The 19376-nt window shown below is 70.8% G+C and carries 19 protein-coding genes; 12 read left to right on the forward strand and 7 right to left on the reverse strand.

The window, feature by feature from the left end:
- The first annotated feature begins 51 nt into the window (after positions 1 to 51).
- From fdxA to ACFY9S_RS19665, 4 genes are read left to right on the forward strand one after another with little or no spacing between them, the layout of a single operon-like run.
- Positions 52 to 390, forward strand: a complete 339-nt coding sequence (gene fdxA / locus ACFY9S_RS19650; protein ID WP_053748152.1) for a ferredoxin — start codon at positions 52 to 54, stop codon at positions 388 to 390.
- The gene (locus tag ACFY9S_RS19655; protein ID WP_391130004.1) at positions 387 to 2318 is read left to right on the forward strand and encodes a 2-oxoacid:acceptor oxidoreductase subunit alpha; all 1932 of its coding nucleotides are present in this window, start codon (positions 387 to 389) and stop codon (positions 2316 to 2318) included. The genes fdxA and ACFY9S_RS19655 overlap by 4 nt, the downstream gene beginning before the upstream one ends.
- Positions 2315 to 3382 carry a thiamine pyrophosphate-dependent enzyme gene (locus ACFY9S_RS19660; protein WP_391130007.1) on the forward strand — a complete coding sequence of 356 codons (1068 nt, stop codon included), beginning with the start codon at positions 2315 to 2317 and terminating at the stop codon, positions 3380 to 3382. The genes ACFY9S_RS19655 and ACFY9S_RS19660 overlap by 4 nt, the downstream gene beginning before the upstream one ends.
- 56 nt (positions 3383 to 3438) lie before the next feature.
- Complete coding sequence (locus tag ACFY9S_RS19665) at positions 3439 to 4590, forward strand: P-loop NTPase (protein ID WP_391130010.1); 1152 nt, start codon at positions 3439 to 3441, stop codon at positions 4588 to 4590.
- A gap of 226 nt (positions 4591 to 4816) precedes the next feature.
- Here the strand turns inward: ACFY9S_RS19665 and ACFY9S_RS19670 are convergent, their stop codons facing one another.
- Both ACFY9S_RS19670 and ACFY9S_RS19675 read right to left on the reverse strand, forming a co-directional pair.
- On the reverse strand, positions 4817 to 5713 hold the full coding sequence (locus ACFY9S_RS19670; RefSeq protein WP_391130013.1) for a universal stress protein: 897 nt from the start codon (positions 5711 to 5713) through the stop codon (positions 4817 to 4819).
- Between the two features lie 249 nt (positions 5714 to 5962).
- Positions 5963 to 6220 (reverse strand): hypothetical protein, encoded by a 258-nt coding sequence (locus ACFY9S_RS19675; protein WP_391130016.1) that lies wholly within the window; start codon positions 6218 to 6220, stop codon positions 5963 to 5965.
- A 256-nt stretch (positions 6221 to 6476) separates the two neighbouring features.
- Here ACFY9S_RS19675 and ACFY9S_RS19680 point away from each other — a divergent pair, with 256 nt between their 5' ends.
- The 7 genes from ACFY9S_RS19680 to ACFY9S_RS19710 all read left to right on the forward strand — a co-directional run bounded on the left by ACFY9S_RS19680 (position 6477) and on the right by ACFY9S_RS19710 (position 14637).
- The gene (locus ACFY9S_RS19680) at positions 6477 to 7523 is read left to right on the forward strand and encodes a SpoIIE family protein phosphatase (protein WP_391130019.1); all 1047 of its coding nucleotides are present in this window, start codon (positions 6477 to 6479) and stop codon (positions 7521 to 7523) included.
- A gap of 125 nt (positions 7524 to 7648) precedes the next feature.
- Positions 7649 to 9040, forward strand: coding sequence for a glycoside hydrolase family 15 protein (locus tag ACFY9S_RS19685; protein ID WP_391130022.1), 1392 nt, complete (start codon positions 7649 to 7651; stop codon positions 9038 to 9040).
- Between the two features lie 155 nt (positions 9041 to 9195).
- Positions 9196 to 10050: an IS5 family transposase gene (locus ACFY9S_RS19690; protein ID WP_391130025.1), complete on the forward strand. Its 855-nt coding sequence runs from the start codon at positions 9196 to 9198 to the stop codon at positions 10048 to 10050.
- Entirely contained in the window at positions 10047 to 10316 is a 270-nt protein-coding gene (locus ACFY9S_RS19695; RefSeq protein ID WP_391130029.1) for a hypothetical protein, read from the forward strand. Before ACFY9S_RS19690 ends, ACFY9S_RS19695 begins: the two co-directional genes overlap by 4 nt.
- A 382-nt stretch (positions 10317 to 10698) precedes the next feature.
- Positions 10699 to 13560 (forward strand): FtsX-like permease family protein, encoded by a 2862-nt coding sequence (locus ACFY9S_RS19700; protein WP_391130032.1) that lies wholly within the window; start codon positions 10699 to 10701, stop codon positions 13558 to 13560.
- 44 nt (positions 13561 to 13604) lie between these two features.
- Positions 13605 to 14297 (forward strand): ATP-binding cassette domain-containing protein, encoded by a 693-nt coding sequence (locus tag ACFY9S_RS19705; protein ID WP_391130035.1) that lies wholly within the window; start codon positions 13605 to 13607, stop codon positions 14295 to 14297.
- Positions 14298 to 14430: 133 nt separating this feature from the next.
- Positions 14431 to 14637, forward strand: coding sequence for a hypothetical protein (locus ACFY9S_RS19710; protein WP_102909453.1), 207 nt, complete (start codon positions 14431 to 14433; stop codon positions 14635 to 14637).
- Here ACFY9S_RS19710 and ACFY9S_RS19715 read toward each other — a convergent pair.
- From ACFY9S_RS19715 to ACFY9S_RS19735, 5 genes are read right to left on the reverse strand one after another with little or no spacing between them, the layout of a single operon-like run.
- Positions 14631 to 15176, reverse strand: a complete 546-nt coding sequence (locus ACFY9S_RS19715; RefSeq protein WP_391130039.1) for a S26 family signal peptidase — start codon at positions 15174 to 15176, stop codon at positions 14631 to 14633. The two genes, ACFY9S_RS19710 and ACFY9S_RS19715, sit on opposite strands and share 7 nt — an antisense overlap.
- A complete protein-coding gene (locus ACFY9S_RS19720; RefSeq protein WP_391130043.1) occupies positions 15173 to 17077 on the reverse strand; it encodes an ATP-binding cassette domain-containing protein in 1905 nt (634 codons plus the stop codon). The genes ACFY9S_RS19715 and ACFY9S_RS19720 overlap by 4 nt, the downstream gene beginning before the upstream one ends.
- Positions 17074 to 17625 carry a hypothetical protein gene (locus tag ACFY9S_RS19725; protein ID WP_391130046.1) on the reverse strand — a complete coding sequence of 184 codons (552 nt, stop codon included), beginning with the start codon at positions 17623 to 17625 and terminating at the stop codon, positions 17074 to 17076. The genes ACFY9S_RS19720 and ACFY9S_RS19725 overlap by 4 nt, the downstream gene beginning before the upstream one ends.
- An 8-nt stretch (positions 17626 to 17633) precedes the next feature.
- Positions 17634 to 18197, reverse strand: a complete 564-nt coding sequence (locus tag ACFY9S_RS19730; RefSeq protein WP_391130049.1) for a MauE/DoxX family redox-associated membrane protein — start codon at positions 18195 to 18197, stop codon at positions 17634 to 17636.
- 5 nt (positions 18198 to 18202) lie between these two features.
- On the reverse strand, positions 18203 to 18940 hold the full coding sequence (locus tag ACFY9S_RS19735) for a BTAD domain-containing putative transcriptional regulator (RefSeq protein ID WP_391130052.1): 738 nt from the start codon (positions 18938 to 18940) through the stop codon (positions 18203 to 18205).
- A gap of 94 nt (positions 18941 to 19034) precedes the next feature.
- Between ACFY9S_RS19735 and ACFY9S_RS19740 the strand changes: the two genes are divergently transcribed.
- A complete protein-coding gene (locus ACFY9S_RS19740; protein WP_391130418.1) occupies positions 19035 to 19346 on the forward strand; it encodes an RICIN domain-containing protein in 312 nt (103 codons plus the stop codon).
- Positions 19347 to 19376 lie beyond the last annotated feature (30 nt).

Here is a 19376-nt window from a genome sequence, read left to right on the forward strand (position 1 = left end):
AGCCGAACCACTGCGGGTCGTTCGACCCCACACCAAAGGAGTCACCTCATCATGACTTTTGTCATCGGGGCCGCGTGCGTCGACGTCATGGACCGCGCCTGTGTCGACGAGTGCCCGGTGGACTGCATCTACGTCGGGGAACGCATGGCCTACATCAACCCCGACGAGTGCATCGACTGCAGCGCCTGCGAACCGGTCTGTCCGGTCGAGGCCATCGCCACGGTAGAGGAACTCGCACCCGAGGACGCGCCGTTCGTCACGGAGAACGCGCGCTTCTTCTCCGAACCGCTGCCCGGGCGTGCCGAGCCGCTGGGCTCGCCCGGCGGTGCCGCGGACCTCGGTCCCATCGGTGTCGACACACCCTTCGTCCAGAGTTACGTAGCGCCATGAGCGGCACCGACGCCGGCCCTGCGGGCACCGTGCGGACCGGACAGACCAGACAGACCGGACAGATCGGACAGACCGAGCGGACCGAACAGCTCGAGCGGGTGGTCATCCGGTTCGCCGGTGACTCCGGAGACGGCATGCAGCTCACCGGCGACCGGTTCACCTCGGCGGCCGCGGCCTTCGGGAACGACCTGGCCACGCTGCCGAACTTCCCCGCCGAGATCCGCGCCCCCCAGGGCAGCATCGCGGGAGTCTCCTCCTTCCAGGTGCACTTCGCCGACTACGACATCCTCACCGCCGGGGACCGGCCCGATGTGCTCGTGGCCATGAACCCGGCCGCGCTGAAGGCGAACCTCGCCGACCTGCCTCCGGGCGGCACGGTGATCGTGAACACCGACGAGTTCACCCCCCGCAACCTGGCCAGGGCCGGCTACCGCTCCGACCCGTTGGAGGACGGCACTCTCACCTCCTTCCAGGTCCACCAGGTCACCATGGCCACGCTGACCCGGGGCGCACTGGCGGACTCCGGTCTGAGCAAGAAGGACGCGGAGCGGGCGAAGAACATGTTCGCCCTGGGCCTGCTGTCCTGGATGTACCACCGTCCGACCGCCGGGACCGAGCGGTTCCTGCGGCAGAAGTTCGCGCGCAGGCCCGAGATCGCCGAGGCGAACATCCTCGCCTTCCGGGCCGGCTGGAACTACGGCGAGACCACCGAGTCGTTCGCCGTGACGTTCGAGGTCGCCCCCGCGACAGCGCTGACTCCGGGCACGTACCGGCAGATCACCGGCAACACCGCCCTGGCGTACGGAATCGTCGCGGCCGGGGCCAGATCCGGGTTGCCGGTGCTCCTCGGCAGCTACCCGATCACCCCGGCCAGCGACATCCTGCACGAGCTGTCCCGGCACAAGAACTTCGGCGTGACCACGGTGCAGGCGGAGGACGAGATCGCCGCCGTCGGCGCTGCGCTGGGAGCCTCGTACGGCGGGGCCCTGGGCGTGACCACCACCTCCGGCCCCGGTCTCGCCCTCAAGAGCGAGACCATCGGCCTGGCCGTGATGACCGAACTGCCGCTGCTGGTGATCGACGTACAGCGCGGCGGGCCGTCCACCGGCCTGCCCACCAAGACGGAGCAGGCGGACCTGCTGCAGGCGATGTTCGGCCGCAACGGCGAATCCCCGGTGCCGGTACTCGCGCCGGCCACCCCGGCGGACTGCTTCGACACGATGCTCGACGCGGCCCGGATCGCCCTCACCTACCGGACCCCGGTGCTGCTGCTGTCCGACGGCCATATCGCCAACGGCTCCGAGCCCTGGCTCGTCCCGGACGCCGCGCAACTGCCCGACCTGAGCGTCGAATTCACCACCGAGCCCAACGCCCCCGACGGATCCGGCGGTTTCTGGGGCTATCTGCGCGACCCGCACACCCTCGCCCGGCCCTGGGCGGTGCCCGGCACTCCCGGACTCGAACACCGCATCGGCGGCCTGGAGAAGGCCGACGGTACGGGCGACATCTCGTACGACGCGGACAACCACGACCGCATGGTGCGACTGCGGCAGGCCAAGATCGACGGGATCACCGTGCCCGACGCGGTGCCGGACGACCCGTCCGGCCGGGCCGAGGTCCTGGTGGTGGGCTGGGGCTCGTCGTACGGGCCGATCGGCGCCGCCGCACGCCGCGTCCGCCGGGCCGGGCACCCCATCGCACACCTGCATCTGCGGCACCTCAACCCCCTGCCCGCCAACCTCGGCGAGGTGCTCTCCCGCTACGAGCGCGTCGTCGTCCCGGAGTTGAACCTCGGCCAGCTCGCACTGCTGCTGCGCGCGAAGTACCTGGTCGACGCCGTCTCGTACACGAAGGTCGCCGGTCTTCCGTTCGGCGCGGAAGAACTCCAGGGCGTGTTCACCGATGTGATCGAAGGAGTCCGGACATGACCACCATCGACCTCGGCCTGCCGGGCCTCGGCGGGCAGGCACTGGTGCCCGAGTCCGAGACGAAGCTGTCGCCGAAGGACTTCAAGTCCGACCAGGAGGTGCGCTGGTGCCCCGGCTGCGGTGACTACGCGGTCCTGGCCGCTGTGCAGGGCTTCATGCCCCGGCTGGGGCTGAAGCGGGAGAACACCGTGTTCATCTCCGGCATCGGCTGCTCCTCCCGCTTCCCGTACTACATGAACACCTACGGGATGCACTCCATCCACGGCCGCGCCCCAGCCATCGCCACCGGTCTGGCCGTCGCGCGTCCCGATCTGTCGGTGTGGGTGGTCACCGGCGACGGGGACGCTCTGTCGATCGGCGGCAATCACCTGATCCACACGCTGCGACGCAACGTGAACCTCAAGATCCTGCTGTTCAACAACCGCATCTACGGGCTCACCAAGGGCCAGTACTCGCCGACCTCGGAGCCCGGCAAGGTCACCAAATCCACCCCCATGGGCTCGGTCGACGCCCCCTTCGACCCGGTCTCGCTGGCCCTGGGCGCCGGTGCCACCTTCGTGGCCCGCGTCCTCGACTCGGACCGCGCCGGGCTGACCGGCGTGCTCACCGCGGCCGCCGAACACCGGGGCACCGCGCTCGTGGAGATCTACCAGAACTGCCCGATCTTCAACGACGGCGCCTTCGAGGTCCTGCGGAGGCCCGGAGAGCGGGAGCGGCGGATCGTCCCACTGCTCCACGGCAAGCCGCTGCGCTTCGGCGCCGAAGGGGAGTTCGGCGTCGTCCGTACCGGCTCCGGAGGGCTGGAGACGGCGAAGGTCTCCGAAGTGGGGGAGGAGGCGCTGGTGGTGCACGACGCCACCCTGGAGGACCCCTCCTACGCCTTCGCCCTGTCGCGGCTGTGCTCCCAGGATCTCGCCCACACGGTCACCGGCGTCTTCCGCTCCGTCAGCCGCCCGGTCTACGACGACCAGGTCCGCGCCCAGATCGACCAGGCCAGGAGCACCACACCCGCCGACCTCCAGTCCCTGCTCGCCGGCAAGGACACCTGGACCGTCGCCGGCTGACGCCGCCTCTTCGCCCGCCCGCACACCCAGTGCCCCTCGGATTCGGAGCCCCGCCTGTGACAACCGCACAGACCCACGAGCACGCCGCCCCGGCCACGGACACGGTCCGCAAGGCGCTGTCCGCGGTCCTCGACCCGGAGATCCAGCGGCCCATCACCGACCTCGGGATGGTCAAGGAGATCACGGTGGGCGCCGACGGCACGGTGCTGGTCGGCATCTATCTGACCGTCTCCGGCTGCCCGCTGCGCGAGAAGATCACCGCGGACGCCACCGCCGCCGTGTCCGCGCTGCCCGGCGTGCGCGAGGTGCGGATCGAGCTGGACGTGATGAGTGACGAGCAACGCACCGAACTGCGCAGGAGCCTGCGGGGCGATTCGGACCAGCCGGAGATCCCCTTCGCCCGGCCCGGCTCCCTGACCCGGGTGTACTGCGTCGCGTCCGGCAAGGGTGGGGTCGGGAAATCGAGTGTCACGGTCAACCTGGCGGCCGCGATGGCCTCCCGCGGGCTGTCGGTCGGCGTGCTGGACGCCGACATCCACGGCCACTCGGTTCCGCGGATGCTGGGAGTGACGGCGGGCCCCACCCGCGTCGAAAAAATGATCATGCCGCCCCGGGCGAACGGTGTGAAGGTGATCTCCGTAGGGATGTTCACCTCGGGCAACGCGCCGGTGATGTGGCGCGGCCCGCTGCTGCACCGCGCGCTGCAGCAGTTCCTCGGTGAGGTGTACTGGGGGGATCTCGACGTGCTGCTGCTCGACCTGCCGCCCGGCACCGGCGACATCCCCATCTCCCTCGCCCAGTTGCTCCCGCACTCCGAGATCCTCGTGGTGACCACACCGCAGGCGGCCGCGGCCGAGGTGGCCGAGCGGGCCGGCGCCATCGGCCTGCAGACCGGTCAGCGGGTGGCCGGGGTGGTGGAGAACATGTCCTGGCTGCGGCTGCCGGACGGTTCGACGACGCGGCTCTTCGGCGCCGGCGGCGGCCGGACGGTCGCCGACTCGCTGTCCCTCGCGCTGGGCACGGAAGTCCCCCTGCTGGGTCAGGTGCCGATGGACCCCCTCCTGGGCGAGGCGGGCGACGCCGGCACGCCGTTGGTGCTGAGCGCCCCCGAGGCTCCCGCGGCGGCGGCGCTCCGCGCAATCGCGGAGGGGCTGTCCGCACGCAGACGTGGCCTGGCTGGTCGCCGGCTCCCGGTCAGCCCGTCATGAACGGGCCACAGCAGACGATCGTCCATCTGCCCGGCCTCGCGGTCAACCGGGCCTCCGCCGGCTCGGCGCCGAGGACGAGCAGGGTGGGCATCGGTTGTTCCGCCAGCATGCGGGCCGCGTCGATCGCATCGGTGGCACGGGCAGGTTCGGCGGGTGGCCGTGCCGTCGCAGTCGGCCCCGGGCGTGGCTTCCCGGCCCGACCCTGGCGACGGAGCCGTACTGGACATCAGTCGCCGCGTTGAACAGGTACTACTGCGACTGGGCAGTACGCGGTGTGCAGCACTTCGGCACTGACCGACCCGAGCAGGAATCTGCGCACCCCGGTGCGCCGATGGGAGCCGACCACCAGCAGGCAGGCACCGGCGGAGGCTTCGACGAGCAGCCGTCCGGGGGAGGCGTGGTCGATGCGCAGGTTCACCTCTACGTCGGGGTGGCGGTCACGCCGCCTTCTGAGTTCGGTGTCGAAGAACTCCCGCTGGCCGCTTCTCACCAATGCGGGGTCCACGGGGACCGTCGTGACGGCCCCGGTGGGAGACGTGGCGACGTCGAAGGCGCAGTGCACCACGTCGAGGCGAGCACCGCGCAGATCGGCTTCCAGATACGCCACGTCGAGGGCCTGCAGCGAGGCGTCGTCGGTGTCGACGCCGACCACGACACGATTGTCCGGCCGCTCCGCCGTCTCTGAGGGACGCACGACAACGACGGGGCACTCGGCGTGCGTGGCCACCTGCCAGCTCACCGATCCGAGCGGCAGCCGGGGGAACCCGCCACTGCCCCGATGGCCGATCACGATCAGCTCCGCATCCGCGGAGCGCTCGATCAGCCCGGCGGCCGCGTGCCCCGTGATCAGCTCGCCGCCGACGCAGAGGCCGGGAACCTCCTCGCGGGCCAGTCGCTCGTAATGCTCCACCAGCTGACCACTCGCCTTGGCCGCGGAACGGCTTTCCTCCTCGTCGGATAGGGAACCTCCGGGCAGCGGCAGCTCGAAGGCGTGCGCGATGTGCAGGGGGCGTCTGCGCAGTGCCGCTTCGCGGGCTGCGAACCGTACGAGATCCTCATGGCCGGGCCCTCTGTCGATACCGGCGATGATGGGGCGCTCCGGTGGCTTCAGGGCACTGGTCATTGCTGCTCCCGGCGGGCATCGGTCCCAGGGCCGATACGGGTACCCGAACCCAGGCTGCTCCAGACGTCCGCCGGTGACGCCTCTGGGCGGATGCCGGCGAGGTCCGCAGGGGAGCCAGGAAGCTCCGGGCCAAGCGCCCCCCGGCTTCCTCCGGGTGCGCTGCGTGCCCCGGGGCACGCGCTGCTGTCGTTCCGTCGCGACGGAACGATCACCACCGCGGTCGCCCCGGGCACCCGGTCAGCGGGGCCCTCACGGCGAACTCTCCCTCGGCTGCCGAACGGAGCACAGGTCCGCAAGCCGGGCTGTGGGGAAGCCCGCGCGCTCGTCCAGCAGCTCCAGCCACAGCCGCTCGACGATCTCGTCGGCCTGCGCCTCGGAGAGGGGCGGTTCGCCCTCGTGGTCGCGGCCCTTCACCAGGTACACCGTCTCGCGGATCATCGCCTCGATGCCCAGACAGCCGTCCTGGAGCATTGCGCGGACATGCCCGCTGCTGGTGCCGAGGAGCACTGTTGATGAGGTGTCGGCCGCCTTCCCCTTCGGTGCTCCGCTGTGTTCCCCTCTCCGCGTACGGTCCGGTCGGTGAGAACACCGTATGGTCTGACGGGGCTCGACAGCCGGGTAACGCCGGGCTGCGCGTGGTGGGTTGCGTCCGCCTCCTGGGAAGGGGAGGGGCGGGTCTGCCACCATGGATCTTGTTCGTCCGGTCCGGGGCCGTGCTGCCCCGGTCCGGGGCCTGGCCGGTCGAGGGGGAGGGGAGGACGGTATGGAGGCCGAGAATCGCCGTCTCACCGTGCTGTCGGTGCTGCCCTTCGTCATGATGGCCGCGGTCACTGTGGCCGACATCGCCGCCGGCCCTGCGGTGGGCTTCCTGCCGTTGGTGTCGCTGGGGCCTGCCTTCGCCCCGCTCACCGGCAGCCGGCAGCGCACCGCGTGCGTCGGTGGAATCGCACTGCTGCTGTGCATCGGGCTCGGCTGGTACAACGACCTGCTCACCGCTGGACGCGGTTTCATGAGCATCGCCTCGGTCCTCGGTGTCACCGCAGCGGGCCTCGTGGCCGTGTCCATGCGTCAGGAACGCGAGGCGGAGCTGGCCAGCGTGCGCTCCATCGCCGAGGCCGCTCAGCGGGTGCTGCTCAAGCCCGTTCCCCGGCTCGCCGGGCGGGTGCGTGCGGCCGTCTCCTACATGTCTGCCGTGGCCGAGGCCCGTATCGGCGGCGACCTCTACGAAGTGGTCACCTCACCGAATGGTGTACGGGTGATCGTGGGCGACGTCCAGGGCAAGGGACTGGACGCGGTGGAGACCGCGGCCGTGGTCCTTGGCGCCTTCCGCGAAGCGGCTCCCGAGGAAGCGGACCTGGCAGCCGTGGGATGCAGGCTGGAGCGGGCCGTCGAGCGGCAGTTGGAAGGGGAGAAGTTCGTCACCGCCATCCTCGCCGAAGTGCAGGCGGAAGAAGTCACCTTCCTCAACTTCGGCCACCCGGCGCCCCTGGTGATCCGTGCCGACGGCACTGTCACCTGGCCCGAGCCACCCTCCTACGCGCTCCCGCTCGGCCTGGGCGCTCACGATACGGAGCCTCCGGAGCCGTTCCGCGTGAGCTTCCTTCCCGGCGATCAGCTCCTGCTCTACACCGACGGAGTCACCGAAGCACGCGACGCCGCGGGCCTCTTCTATCCTCTCGCCGACCGTGCTCACCTGCTCAAGGAACGCGACCCGGAGACAGCGCTGGAGATGCTGCGCCAGGACCTGCTCCAGCACGTCAGCGGTCCGCTGCACGACGACGCGGCCATGCTGCTGCTCCGCTACCGCTGACTCTTGGCGCTTCTCGACCGCCGTACGCTACGAAGCGCTGCGCCGGAGCGAGCTCCTCGGGGCGGAAGTCCCGCGAGCCGGGCAGGGACTGATCAACCGGGCCGGTTGTGGGTACTCGCTTGCTCGTGCAGCTCTGGCAGCCACTGAAACGCCGAGAGGGGTACCTGCCGATCGAAGATCATGGTCTGATCGGTGACGGCCGCGGCTGCGCCCTGGTCGGCCGGGACGCGGAGATCAGCTTCATGTGTGTTCCGCGCTTCGACCAGGACCCGGTGTTCTGCTCCTTGCTCGACCGGCGTCATGGCGGTGGCTTCCGGCTCTCGCCGGACGGCGTGCGGGCGAGCCGCCAGCGCTACGTGGACGACACGGCCGTTCTGATCACGGAGCTTCGCACGGACACCGGCGTTCTTGAGGTCACGGACGCCTTTCTCCTGCGTCCTGGTACACGCCTGGAGGAAGACGCTCCGGCAGCGGCGGGGGAGCTGATACGCCAGGTCCGGGTTATCGAGGGCGAGGTCACTCTTCGTGTGCGTCTGGAGCCACGCGGCGGCGCCCGCATCCGCCGCCGGGGAGATGACTGGATGTTCCACTGCGCGAGGCAGGGCATCACCCTGAGCTTGTGGTCCTCACGCCCCGTGACGCCATCCGACGGCGTCTTGAGGCTCCAGGCCGGGCAGAAGCTGTCTTTGCGGTTGCGCTGGGAGGGATCGCCCAGCCCTTGCCCGTCTGCAGAGGCCGGCCTTGAGAGCACGGTGCGTGCCTGGAAACGCTGGGCCTCCTTCGTGGTCGACGACGTACCGCAGTCCGACCTGGTGCGCCGGTCGGCCCTGACCCTGAAACTGCTGGACCACTTCGAGAACGGGGCGATCATCGCGGCTCCCACGTCGTCACTCCCCGAGCACATCGGGGGGACACGCAACTGGGACTACCGCTACGCCTGGATCCGCGACGCCGCGTACACCGTCTTCGCACTCCGCCGCATCGGACTGCCGTCGGAGGCCGGGGACTTTCTGCAATGGGCCCTTGAGGCCGCTCGGCACAACCATCAGCCGCGGGTGCTGTACGACGTCGACGGCGAAGTCCCGCCGCCGGAGGTGGAGGACGACGGACTCGAAGGGTATCGACGGTCCGCACCGGTTCGGTGGGGCAATGCCGCGGGCGAGCAGACCCAGCACGACGTCTACGGGGAGATCCTTGACTGTGCCTTCCAGCGGGCAGCCACCGGAGGAACGTTCGACGAGACGCTGTGGGACTGGTTGGCCGGCCTCGCCGAGCGGGCCGCGCATGCCTGGCGCAGTCCCGACCACGGGATCTGGGAGGTCCGCACCTCCGGCAGGCCCTTCACCTACTCCGCCGCCATGTGTCAGGTCGCCCTCGACCGGGCCGCCAGGCTCGCCCGCCGACTGGGGTTGCCCGGCGACGCCGACCGCTGGGCGCGCGAAGCCGATCCGCCGGGCATCTTTGGTGGGCGTCTGCCCGGAGCCGTGCGACGAAGCCTCACCGGAGCGCTCCGGTGAGGCTTCGTCGTGAAGTCGTCTGCGCCGGCGTGCACGATGCGGTTGGCGCCTCAGTGGACGTTGAGTCCGATCTTTCTCGGTTTGTGATCACTTGATCGTGGTACCGATCGACGCGCAGACCGCCTGCTGGGCATGTCCATGTTGAGATTCGGGACATGAAGAGAGAGCCGTACCTCAGCGACTTATCGGACGAGCAGTGGGCGTTGATCGAGCCGATGATCACGGCCTGGAAACAGGACCGGGTAGCGCGGTCGGCGACCGGGGACCCTGGGTCCTGTGACCTCCGAGAGGTCGTGAACGCGATCTTCTACCAGAACCGGACGGGCTGTCAGTGGCGCTACCTGCCCCATGACCTGCCGGCCTGGTCGGCGGTGTTCTACTACTTCACGCTGTGGCATCAGCACGGCCTTGACCAGCGGATCCAGGAACTCCTGCGCTGCCAGGTACGGGAGAGAGCCCGGCGATTAGAGGACCCGTCCCTCGTGATCATCGACACCCAGTCCGTGCGCGCGGCCGCTGGTGTCCCGAAGACCACGACGGGACTGGACGCCAACAAGAAGGTGTCGGGCCGCAAGCGGGGACTGGCCGTCGACGTGCTGGGGCTGATCATCGGGGTCGTCGTGCTCGCCGCATCCGCCCACGACAACGCCGCCGGCACCGCCCTGCTCGACCAGGCCGCCGAGCGGTGCGGGATGCGTCTGGAGAAGGCTCTGGTGGACCAGGGCTTCAAGGACGAGGTCCTCATCCACGGTGCCCTGCTGGACATCGACGTCGAAGTCGTCCGCCGCAACCCGGCTGACCAGGGCAAAGGCTTCGTCCCGCAACCGAAGAGGTGGATCGTGGAACAGGTCAACGGCACGCTGATGCTGCACCGCCGACTGGCCCGCGAGTACGATCACCGGCCCGACACGTCCGCCTCGCGCGTCTACTGGGCCTCGATCGCGAACATGACCCGCCGCCTCACCACACCGAGTCCAGCCTGGCGCGACACCCTCGGACTGGCCGCGTGAACGTCATCGAACTCCTGGCCGGCATCCAGGCCCAGCACGACAAGACCGCAGCCCGTGCCGACGAACTGCGCGACCAGATCCAGCACTTAACCGCCGCCCTGACCGAGACCGAAACGCGACTCGCGAACCTGGTCACCACCCAGAAGGTCATCGCCGAACTCGCGCCGGCTTCAGGCCAGCCCCGCACCGCCCGAGACGAACACCGCCTACCAGGCCATCGTGAACACCTTCAACCAGCATCCCGATCAAGAGTTCCGAGCCCGTGAGCTGCACGAACTCCTCGGCATGCCCACCGACGAGGCATCCGTCAACATCACCCGAAGCCGCCTCGGACGCCTCACCCGCCAAGGCTTCCTCACCCAACCCGGGCGAGGCCGCTACCAGAAACGGACTTAACGTCCACTGAGGGCTCCTTCGCGGGCTCCGTTGTACTCGGGCTCACCGCTGTCGAGCACCCGAAGCAGGGACGTGGTGACGACCCGCGTGCGGCGGCCGATGCGGAGCACGCGGTACGGGAACTTCCCCTGGCGAACGAGGTCGTAGCCCTTCGCCCTCGAAGGAGCCGTGCGACAGACTCACTCCCTCGCTGCCGTCGTCGTGTATCGCCCATGTATGGCCGCTCCATAGCATGACGCCGATGGAGGCGCCATGTTGGGAATGATCACCGGTCAGCTGCGCAGGCAGTCCGTGCGGACGTTGACGTTGCTGGTCGGTGTGCTGGTGGCCACGGCCGGGTTCACTCTCCTGACCGGGTCCGTGGAGACCTCACGCCTGACGGTGAAGGCGTCCGCCGACGCCAACTTCCGTGCCGCGTACGACATTCTCGTGCGGCCCGCCGGTGCGCGGACCGGGCGCGAGGAGTCCGCCGGGCAGGTGCGGCCCAACTTTCTGTCCGGGCAGTTCGGTGGGATAACTCCCGGTCAGTGGCGGGAGATCGCCGGGCTGCGAGGGGTGGAGATCGCCGCTCCCGTGGCGATGCTCGGCTATGTGCAGGCCGGGACGCACGCCCAGGTCGATGTGACCGGGCAGCTCGACCCCGCGGCCGACCGGCAGCTGCTGCGGCTGCGCAACACCTGGACCACGGACCGGTCGCTGAGCAAGGCCCGGGACCCTGGTTCGGCGTACGTCTACGTCACGAGCAATCCGGTCGTGCTGCCGGATGCCGCATCGACGGCCAAGGACCCGAGTTGGAAGAGTCTGTACACGTACCGCGGACGGCAGCTGACCGAGGTCGGTGACGCGCTGAGCCAGGGGGACAGCCCCTGCGACGACGGTGAGATGCCTCCGCTCGAAGTGCTGCCCGGGGGGAAGTTCGAGCCGCTGTGTGCCATGCGTACGGTCTCCTCGTACGGCGGTGGCGCGGTCAACGACCAGCTCGACCCCGCCCAGCGCAGCGAACTCGTCGTCGTGCGGCGGCATGCGGACGGCACCTTCACCAGCGGGACGGACGTGCACAACCGCACGACCTCCCGCCGCGCGGTGGTCGACATCGACTGGTCGATGACGCTGCTGCTCGCCGCCGTCGATCCCGAGCAGGAGGCCCGGCTGGTCGGGGTGGACGCGGCGATGGCCTCCGGCCGGTATCTGAAGGACGCTGAGAAGCCCGCCGTGGACGCGCAGGGCGGGTCGCAGTTCGAGGACATCCCGTTGATCAGTACGGACCGGCCGTATCTGGACGAGCAGTTGACCACGTCGGTCTCAAGCGTCACGGGGACGCTTCCGAAGCTTTCCGGGCGTGGCGGGAAGGAGCTGCGCGGTCTGCTGGCCGGGCTGCCCGTCAGCCCGGGGGCGACCACGCGCGCCGACGCCGACACCGTGTTCCGGCGGTCGGTCGCGAACGGCACGATCGACGTCAACCCCTTCGTCGTCCTCCAGGCCGGAGCCCCCCGCTATGCGGCCGGCGGGGGAGTGCTGCGGCCCGCGCCCGTCGCCTCGGACAGCGGTGAGCTGTGGCGGCAGTCGACGTACGGCGGCGATCTGCCGGCGTGGTTCGTTCAGGACACGGCGTTCCGGCCGGTGACCAGGCTGCCCGGAACCGACGCGAGCCAGGACCACTTCCCGCAGTTCAGCGTGGTCGGCACCTACGCCGTCGAGCGCCTGAAAGGCTTCTCGAAACTGTCCGAAGTGCCCCTGGAGACCTACCGGCCGCCCGCCGCCCGCGCCGCCGACGAGGCCGGCCGCGCCGCACTCGGCGGCCAGGCGCTCGCCCCAAACAGCAACCCGGGCGGCTACCTCGCCACCCCGCCGCAACTGCTCACCACCCTCCAGTCGGTGGAGGCCGTCACCGGCCCCGACTCCCCGCATGCGAAGGACCCGATCTCCGCAGTGCGGGTCAGGGTCGTCGGTGTTCACGGAACGGACAAGGCGTCCCGGGAACGTATCCGCGCAGTCGCCGAGGCGATCACCACCCGCACCGGGCTCGACGTGGACATCACGGCGGGCTCCTCCCCGGCGCCGCAGCAAGTGGCACTGGGAGAGGGCAAGTTCGGGCGGCCCGCGCTCGCGCTGACGGAGAACTGGACCGCCAAGGGCACCGCCGTCGCACTCGTCGAGGCCGCCGACCGCAAGAGCGTGCTGCTCTTCGGCCTGGTGCTCGGCGTGTGCGCGCTGTTCCTCGGCAACGCCGTGGCCGCCTCCGTACGCACCCGGCAGCGCGAACTGGCCGTCCTCGCCTGCACCGGCTGGACGGGCGCCCGCCTCGCGGGACTTGTCCTCGGTGAAGTCGCCCTGGTCGCGGCCGTTGCCGGTGCCGCCGGTGCCGGGGCCTCGTTCCCGCTGGGCTGGGCCTTCGGCCTCGACGTCACCGCGGGGCGCGCGCTGCTCGCGGTACCGCTGGTGGTGGCCACGGCTCTGCTGGCCGGCGCGCTGCCGGCGATACGGGCAGGGCGGCCGTATCCCGCACAGGCGCTGCGGGGCTCGGTTGCCGGACCGCGGCGGGCCCGGCGCGCCGGACGCGGACGCACGCTGCCCGGGCTCGCGGTGAGCGGGGCGCTGCGAACGCCGTCCCGTTCGGCGCTGGGCGCGCTGGCGCTCGCGGTGGGAGTGGCCGCGGTCTCCCTGCTCACGGCGGTCATGTGGACGTTCCAGGGCGCGGTCCAGGGCACGCTCCTCGGTGAGGCGATGTCCCTCGAGGTGCGCGGGGTCGACGTGGCCGCGGCCGTACTCACCGCGGCCCTGGGGGTGTTCGCCCTCGCCGATGTCCTCTATCTCGACAGCTGTGAACGCGACGGGGAGTTCGCCATGCTGCGGGTCTGCGGCTGGGCCGACACCGAGGTCATGCGACTGGTCGTCGCGCAGGGCGCGGTGATCGCCGTGGCGGGCGCGGTGCCCGGCGCCGCGACGGGGCTCGCACTGACCGTGGCCTTCACCGGCTCGATTCCGGCCGGGCTGCCGGTGGCGGTGGGCGTGGTCGCGGTGGCCGGAGTGCTGGCGGCCGTGGCGGGCAGCGTCGTCGCGGCCGGCCTCGCGGTACGCAGGTCGCCGGCGGGACCGTTGGCCGAAGAGGAATGATCCAAGAGCGATGGACAGAGATACGGCGAGGGAGAGAGAACCCTATGGGGGACGGTGCGTCGGTCCTGGTGGAGGACCTGCACAAGAGCTTCGGCACCGGTGACGGGCTGATCACGGCCGTCGACGGCATCAGCCTGGACATCCCGGCCGGACACAGCGTCGCCCTCGTCGGCGCCTCCGGCTCCGGTAAGTCCACGCTGCTGCATCTCATCGGGGCCATCGAACGGGCCGATGCGGGACGGGTGTTGGTGGACGGCCAGGACGTCACCGCGCTGGGGCGGCGGGGCGCCGCCGAGTACCGGCGCACGGTGGGGTTCGTGTTCCAGCGGTTCCATCTGCTGCCGGGCCTGAGCGCGCTGGACAACGTGCTGGCTCCCGTGCTGCCCCGCAAGGCCGGCTTCGACCGGGACGCGCGCGCCCGCGAACTCCTCGCCGCGGTCAGCCTTCAGGGACGGGAGTCGGCGTTGCCCTCGCAGCTGTCCGGCGGACAGCAGCAGCGGGTCGCGGTGGCGCGGGCGCTGATCGCCCGGCCCCGGCTGCTGCTCGCCGACGAACCCACCGGGAGCCTGGACTCGGCGACCGGTGAGCAACTCATGGACCTCGTAGGAGAGTTGGCCGCTCAGTCCGGCTGCACGCTCTTGGTGGCCACGCATGACATGGGGGTGGCGGAACGCTGCGCGGACGTGCTGCGGATACGGGACGGGCGCCTCGGTGAGGTGGCGGGCGGCGGGGCTTGAGATCGGGCGTGCCCGGTGAGTGGGGCGTACCTGGTCCTGCGTATCGGCGATGTATGGCAGGCGTATGCCGTCCTCGTAGCGTCAAGGACGAACGCCGTCGTGACGGGCGACGGCCTCCATTGGGGGTTGTGTAATGCGCACTCTGAACCGACTCGCAGACTCGCTTCTCGGCCGGGTGGTACCGCGCGCCGAGGCCGAGGCGACCACCACGGAGTACTGGTGCCGCCGCGACACGAGCTGCGGCCCCCAGTACCCCTCCGCCAAGGGGAACTGGCGCCGCACCTGTCAGTCGCCGGGCTCGAACTGCACCGCGTGGACGCTCTACTCCTGCTGCTACTGACGCGGTTCCCGTTGTCCCCGGCGCCTCCCCGTGGCGTCGGTCGCGCCCGGCCCTCCGTCGCGCCCTGCGGCGGGGGGCCGCGGGCTTGTGCCGAGCACCACCGCGACCACCACGTCCACGGGTACGAGACCGAGGGTCCGCGAGTCCGTGCTCACCGCCGCGTTGTCGCCGAGCACCGCCATCCGTCCCGGCGGCACCCGGCCGGGACACCCGGGAACCCCGGCCGGAACCGGGTCGCCCGGCAACGCCGCGACCCGTTTCACCCACAACCCGTCCCCGTCCGCGACAGGCCCCACCACACGGGCGCCGCTCGGCAGTTGCACCGGCAGGACGACCACCTGGCCCACGCGCAGCCGTCGGCCCGCCGAGCCCCGGCGCCGCCCCGGAAGCCGTCCGCCTCGCCCCGGAAGCCGCCCGCCTCCGCCCGTACGACTTCTGAGCCGACGGGCCAGGACCACCGCCCCGTCCCTCAGCCCGGGCTCCATGCTGTGCCCTCGTACGGTCACGAGAATCAGCCACCTGCCGAGGACCCGCTTCACCCCGCGACCTCCTGCTCCCGGCCGGGCTCGCCGCCCTCCTGAACCCCCGCCACCTCCCGCTCCGGCCCCGACGCGTCCTCCCAGAACCCCGCAGCCTGCCCCCGGAACAGCTCGGCGTACCGTCCCGACGGCAGCCTCATCAGCTCCTCATGCGGCCCTTCCTCGCGCACCGCACCCCCGTCAAGCAGCACGATCCGGTCCGCCGGACGAACCTCGCTCAGCCGGTGCGAGATCAGCAGCCGGGCCCGTCCCTGCCCCAACCCCCGGATCACATGGGCCACTTCGGCCTGAGCATCCGGATCGAGCCCCGACGTCGGTTCATCGAGCACGAACAGGTCCCGGTCCGCCCGCAGCAACGCCCTGGCCAGTGCGACCCGTTGCCACTGTCCGCCGGAGAGCACGACACCGCTGTCCCGGTCGTTCGCCCCGAAGAACCCCCGGGTCAGCATCGTGTCGTACCCGGCCGGAAGACTCGCGAGGACCTGGTGCACCCCCGCCTCGCGCGCGGCTTCGACGACCTCCGAGCCGGGTGAGCCGTCGGGAGTGCGAACGGCCAGCGCCGGATCGCCGAGCGCGATGTTCTCCGCCGCCGTCATCTCGTACGAGACGAAGTCCTGGAAGACGACACTGAGCCGGTCCCGCAGCGACTCGGGCGTGAACTCCCGCAGATCCGTGCCGTCCCACAGGATCCGCCCCCGTTCGGGGTCGTAGAACCGGCAGAGCAGTTTGACCAGCGTGCTCTTGCCAGCCCCGTTCACGCCGACGAGACCCACGCTCTCCCCGGCGCGCACCGTCAGCGTCACGCCCCGCAGCACCCACGGCAGATCCGGGGCGTAACGGAACCACACGTCATCGAGGACGATCCGGTCGCGCAGGGGTCCCGCGACCCGCCGCGCCGTGCCGGGCCGTGCGCCGCCCTCGGCCACGGCCACGTACTCGGCGAACACCAGCAGATGCTGATGGCCGTTGGCCACCGCCGTGACCGCCGAGCCGAGTCCGCCCTGTACCGAGGCCACCGCCGCGAGGAACACGGAGAGGTCCCCGACCGTCAGCGTCCCGGCCGACACCCGGCCCACCGCCCACAGCAGTCCGCCGCCCGCGATACCCGAAGCGAGCAGTGTGGGCAGCGAGTTGACGCTCAGACGCCGTACGTCGAGCCGGTGCCGGATCCGGTTGACGGCCCGCCGCTCGACGAGCATGCGCTCCCGCAGCACATCCCCGATGCCGAACAGCCGTATCTCCTTGGCCGCCGTCGTACCGCCGAGCAGCGTCGAGAAGAACGCCTCGCGGCGCTCGCCTGCCGTGACACCCGCGAACGCCACGGCTGTCGCCCGGGCCAGCCGTAGCTCCGCGACCAGCTTCGGTACGGCACCGAGCAGCACCAGTCCCGCCAGGACCGGGCTGATGGCGGCCAGCATCCCGGCGAACCCCACCAGCGTCCACCCCGACCGCAGCACGATCAGCGCGCACTGCACCAGCTGTACGGGGGTGTCCTGGCCGGACTGCTGGGCGAGCCGGAGCCGGTCGAGCCGTACCGGATCCTCGTACAGGTCCAGGCCCGGGTGGGCGTTGACCGCACGGAACAGCCGGTCCTGCGCGGTCAGCGCCACGGCCCGGGTGAGCACGCCCTGGCAGAGATCGTCGACGTACGGCAGGAGCGCGAGCAGCACGCCGATCGCGGCCAGGGTCGCGGCGGTCGCGGTGACCTCGCGCGTCCCGTGCCCGGTGAGCGAGTCGATCAGCTGCTTGGTCAGCCAGGCCGCCGCGATCGGCCCGGTGGCCTCGACCATGGCGAGCAGCAGGGTCGCCGTGAGGGCGCGGCGGTGCGCGCCGAGCGCGAGCCGCAGCGCGGTGGCCGCGACCCGGGACCGGGACACGGGGTGCTGTGCCGGGTGCGTCATACGACCGGCCGGCCCACGATCCCCGCCTTGGCGATGAGCTCCGGCGCGCTCACCGCCGACCAGCGGATCGCCACGCCGTCGCCGGTGTCGTCGAGACCGCAGACCAGGGGCAGCCCGTCCACCCGGAACGTGGTGATCCACGACTGGATCCAGGGGTCCTTCGGGCCGCCGACGATGACCCGGGCCACCGGTTCCAGGGCCTTTGTGAAGCGTGCGTTGTCGTCGTCGGTGCCCTCGGAGAGGACGGCGACGACACGTTCGCTGCCGCCGGGCTCGTCCATGGCCCTCGTGACGACCAGCGGCAGCAACTGCTCGCAGGGCTCGCAGCCCGGTGCGAAGAAGGCGACGAGCGCGGGCCGGGTGCCGTCCGGTATGTCCACCATCGCGTCGGCGGTCATCCGGTGGGCGTCGGTGATGCCGGTGACCGGGGCGGACGCCGCGTCGGCCGGGCGGGCCTCGATCTCCTTGAGCCGGCGGATGACGCCGTACAGGAGAAGGAGATTGAACAGGCCGAGGAGCAGGCCGAGTACGGAGAGACCGAAGGACACAAGGACTCCTACGGGAGGTCGGTGGAGCGGGCGGTGGAGGCGGTGGGCGCGGTGAACAGATCGGCGATGTCGTCCAGGCCGATCACGACGACGGCCAGCACCGCACCCGCGGCCACGGACACGACCAGATCGCCGCCGGTCGCCCGCCCCGGACCGGAGCCGGTGACGACCAGGGCGCCGACGGCGGCCAGCAGCAGTCCGGTGTTCCTGACCAGGTGCAGTACGCCGAGAGGGCGCCCGGTGCGGCCGAAGCAGGCGCACGTCACGGGCGGACCGCCGCCGCGTACCGCCCGCACCACGCCGATGGTGAGCGCGGCAAGGACCAGCGAGGCCAGGAACAGCCCGATGACACCGGCCCGCGTGCCGGGCAGCAGCAGCAGGCCCGCGGCCACGCCTTCGGCCGTGATGGTCGCGTACGCGAGCGGGCGGCGCATGCCGGCAGTGCCAAGGCCCATGTCGGCGAGCGTGGTGAGGAACGCACGGAATCCGGCGGGCCGTGCCTTGCCCACGGCGGATGCGGCGAGGACGACGGCGACCAGAATGTGGCAGACCGTCGAGAGCGCGGCGGCCATGGCGCTCACCCCGCGAGCAGCTGCCGGTGCAGCCGGCCCAGACAGGCATCGGGTTCGGTGCCGAGTTCGCGGCGGAAGACGGTCCGCGCCGACTCGAACGCGTCGGTCACACGTCCTGGTTCGCCGAGGTGGTGATGGGCGTTCAGGACGAGCAGCCAGCTGCGGATGCGCAGCGGCTCCGCGGCGAGCACCTGCCCCGCCGTACGCAGTGCGGAGTGCGGCTGGCCGACGCCGAGCCAGGCATCGGCCAGATCCTCGGTGGCGCGGATGCGCTCGGCGTCCAGGGTGCGCAGCGGGCCGTCGAGCATGCCGTACCGCTCGACTCCGGGCGCCGCGTGGTCCGAACTCCACAGCGCCAGCGCGGCGTTGAGCAGCTCGATCGCCCGGGGTGGGTCGTCGGTGACCGCGCTGCGGCCCCGGTCGGCGAGGCGCTCGAACACCAGGTGGTCGACGGCGTCCGGCGCGATGCGGAGTTCATAACCGCCCTGGTGACTGATCAGCGGGGTGGCCACCGGTAACCGTCGGCGCAGGAGATGGGCGTACGAGCGCAGGTTCGCGACGGCGGAGCGCGGCGGCTCGCCCGCCCACAGTGCGTCCATCAGGTTCTCCAGGGACACCACGCTCCCGGGCCTGAGCAGCAGCGCGGTGAGCAGTGCGCACGGCTTGATGCCGCGAAGTGGCCCCGGGTGTGCGCCGTCGCTGATCTCGATCGGCCCCAAGATGCGTATCAGCGGTGCCTGCACCTGCACTCCCCCTCTGTGACACGTGGTCGGCTTGGGCGCACACCGTATTATCGAAGCGCTTCGAACGTAACCCTGCTGCAACAGCCAGTGGATCATCCTCGCCGCCGCCGGCTCGTACGACGACCAGGACTGGGTCGTCACGCAGCACTCCTCCGGCGCTTGGACGATCAGGAACGCCAGAACCGGGCGGTTCTACGCCGACTCCGAACCGAGCAACGCCGTCATCTGGAACTCCGGCGAAGTCACCCCAGATTCGCTCTGGAGGCTCGAATCAGCCTCCGGAGGATTCCGGCTCAACAACGAACAATCCGGCAGGCACTTCATGTACGGAACCTCGGCCGGCGAAGTGAAATGGAACACCGGATCGACCGACAACAGCACAATCTGGTCCTTCGAACGCAAGTAGCCAAAATCCAAGAAGATCAGCCTCGATCGT

It is taken from the genome of Streptomyces sp. NPDC012474 (genome assembly GCF_042955185.1).
GTDB lineage: Bacteria > Actinomycetota > Actinomycetes > Streptomycetales > Streptomycetaceae > Streptomyces > Streptomyces cahuitamycinicus.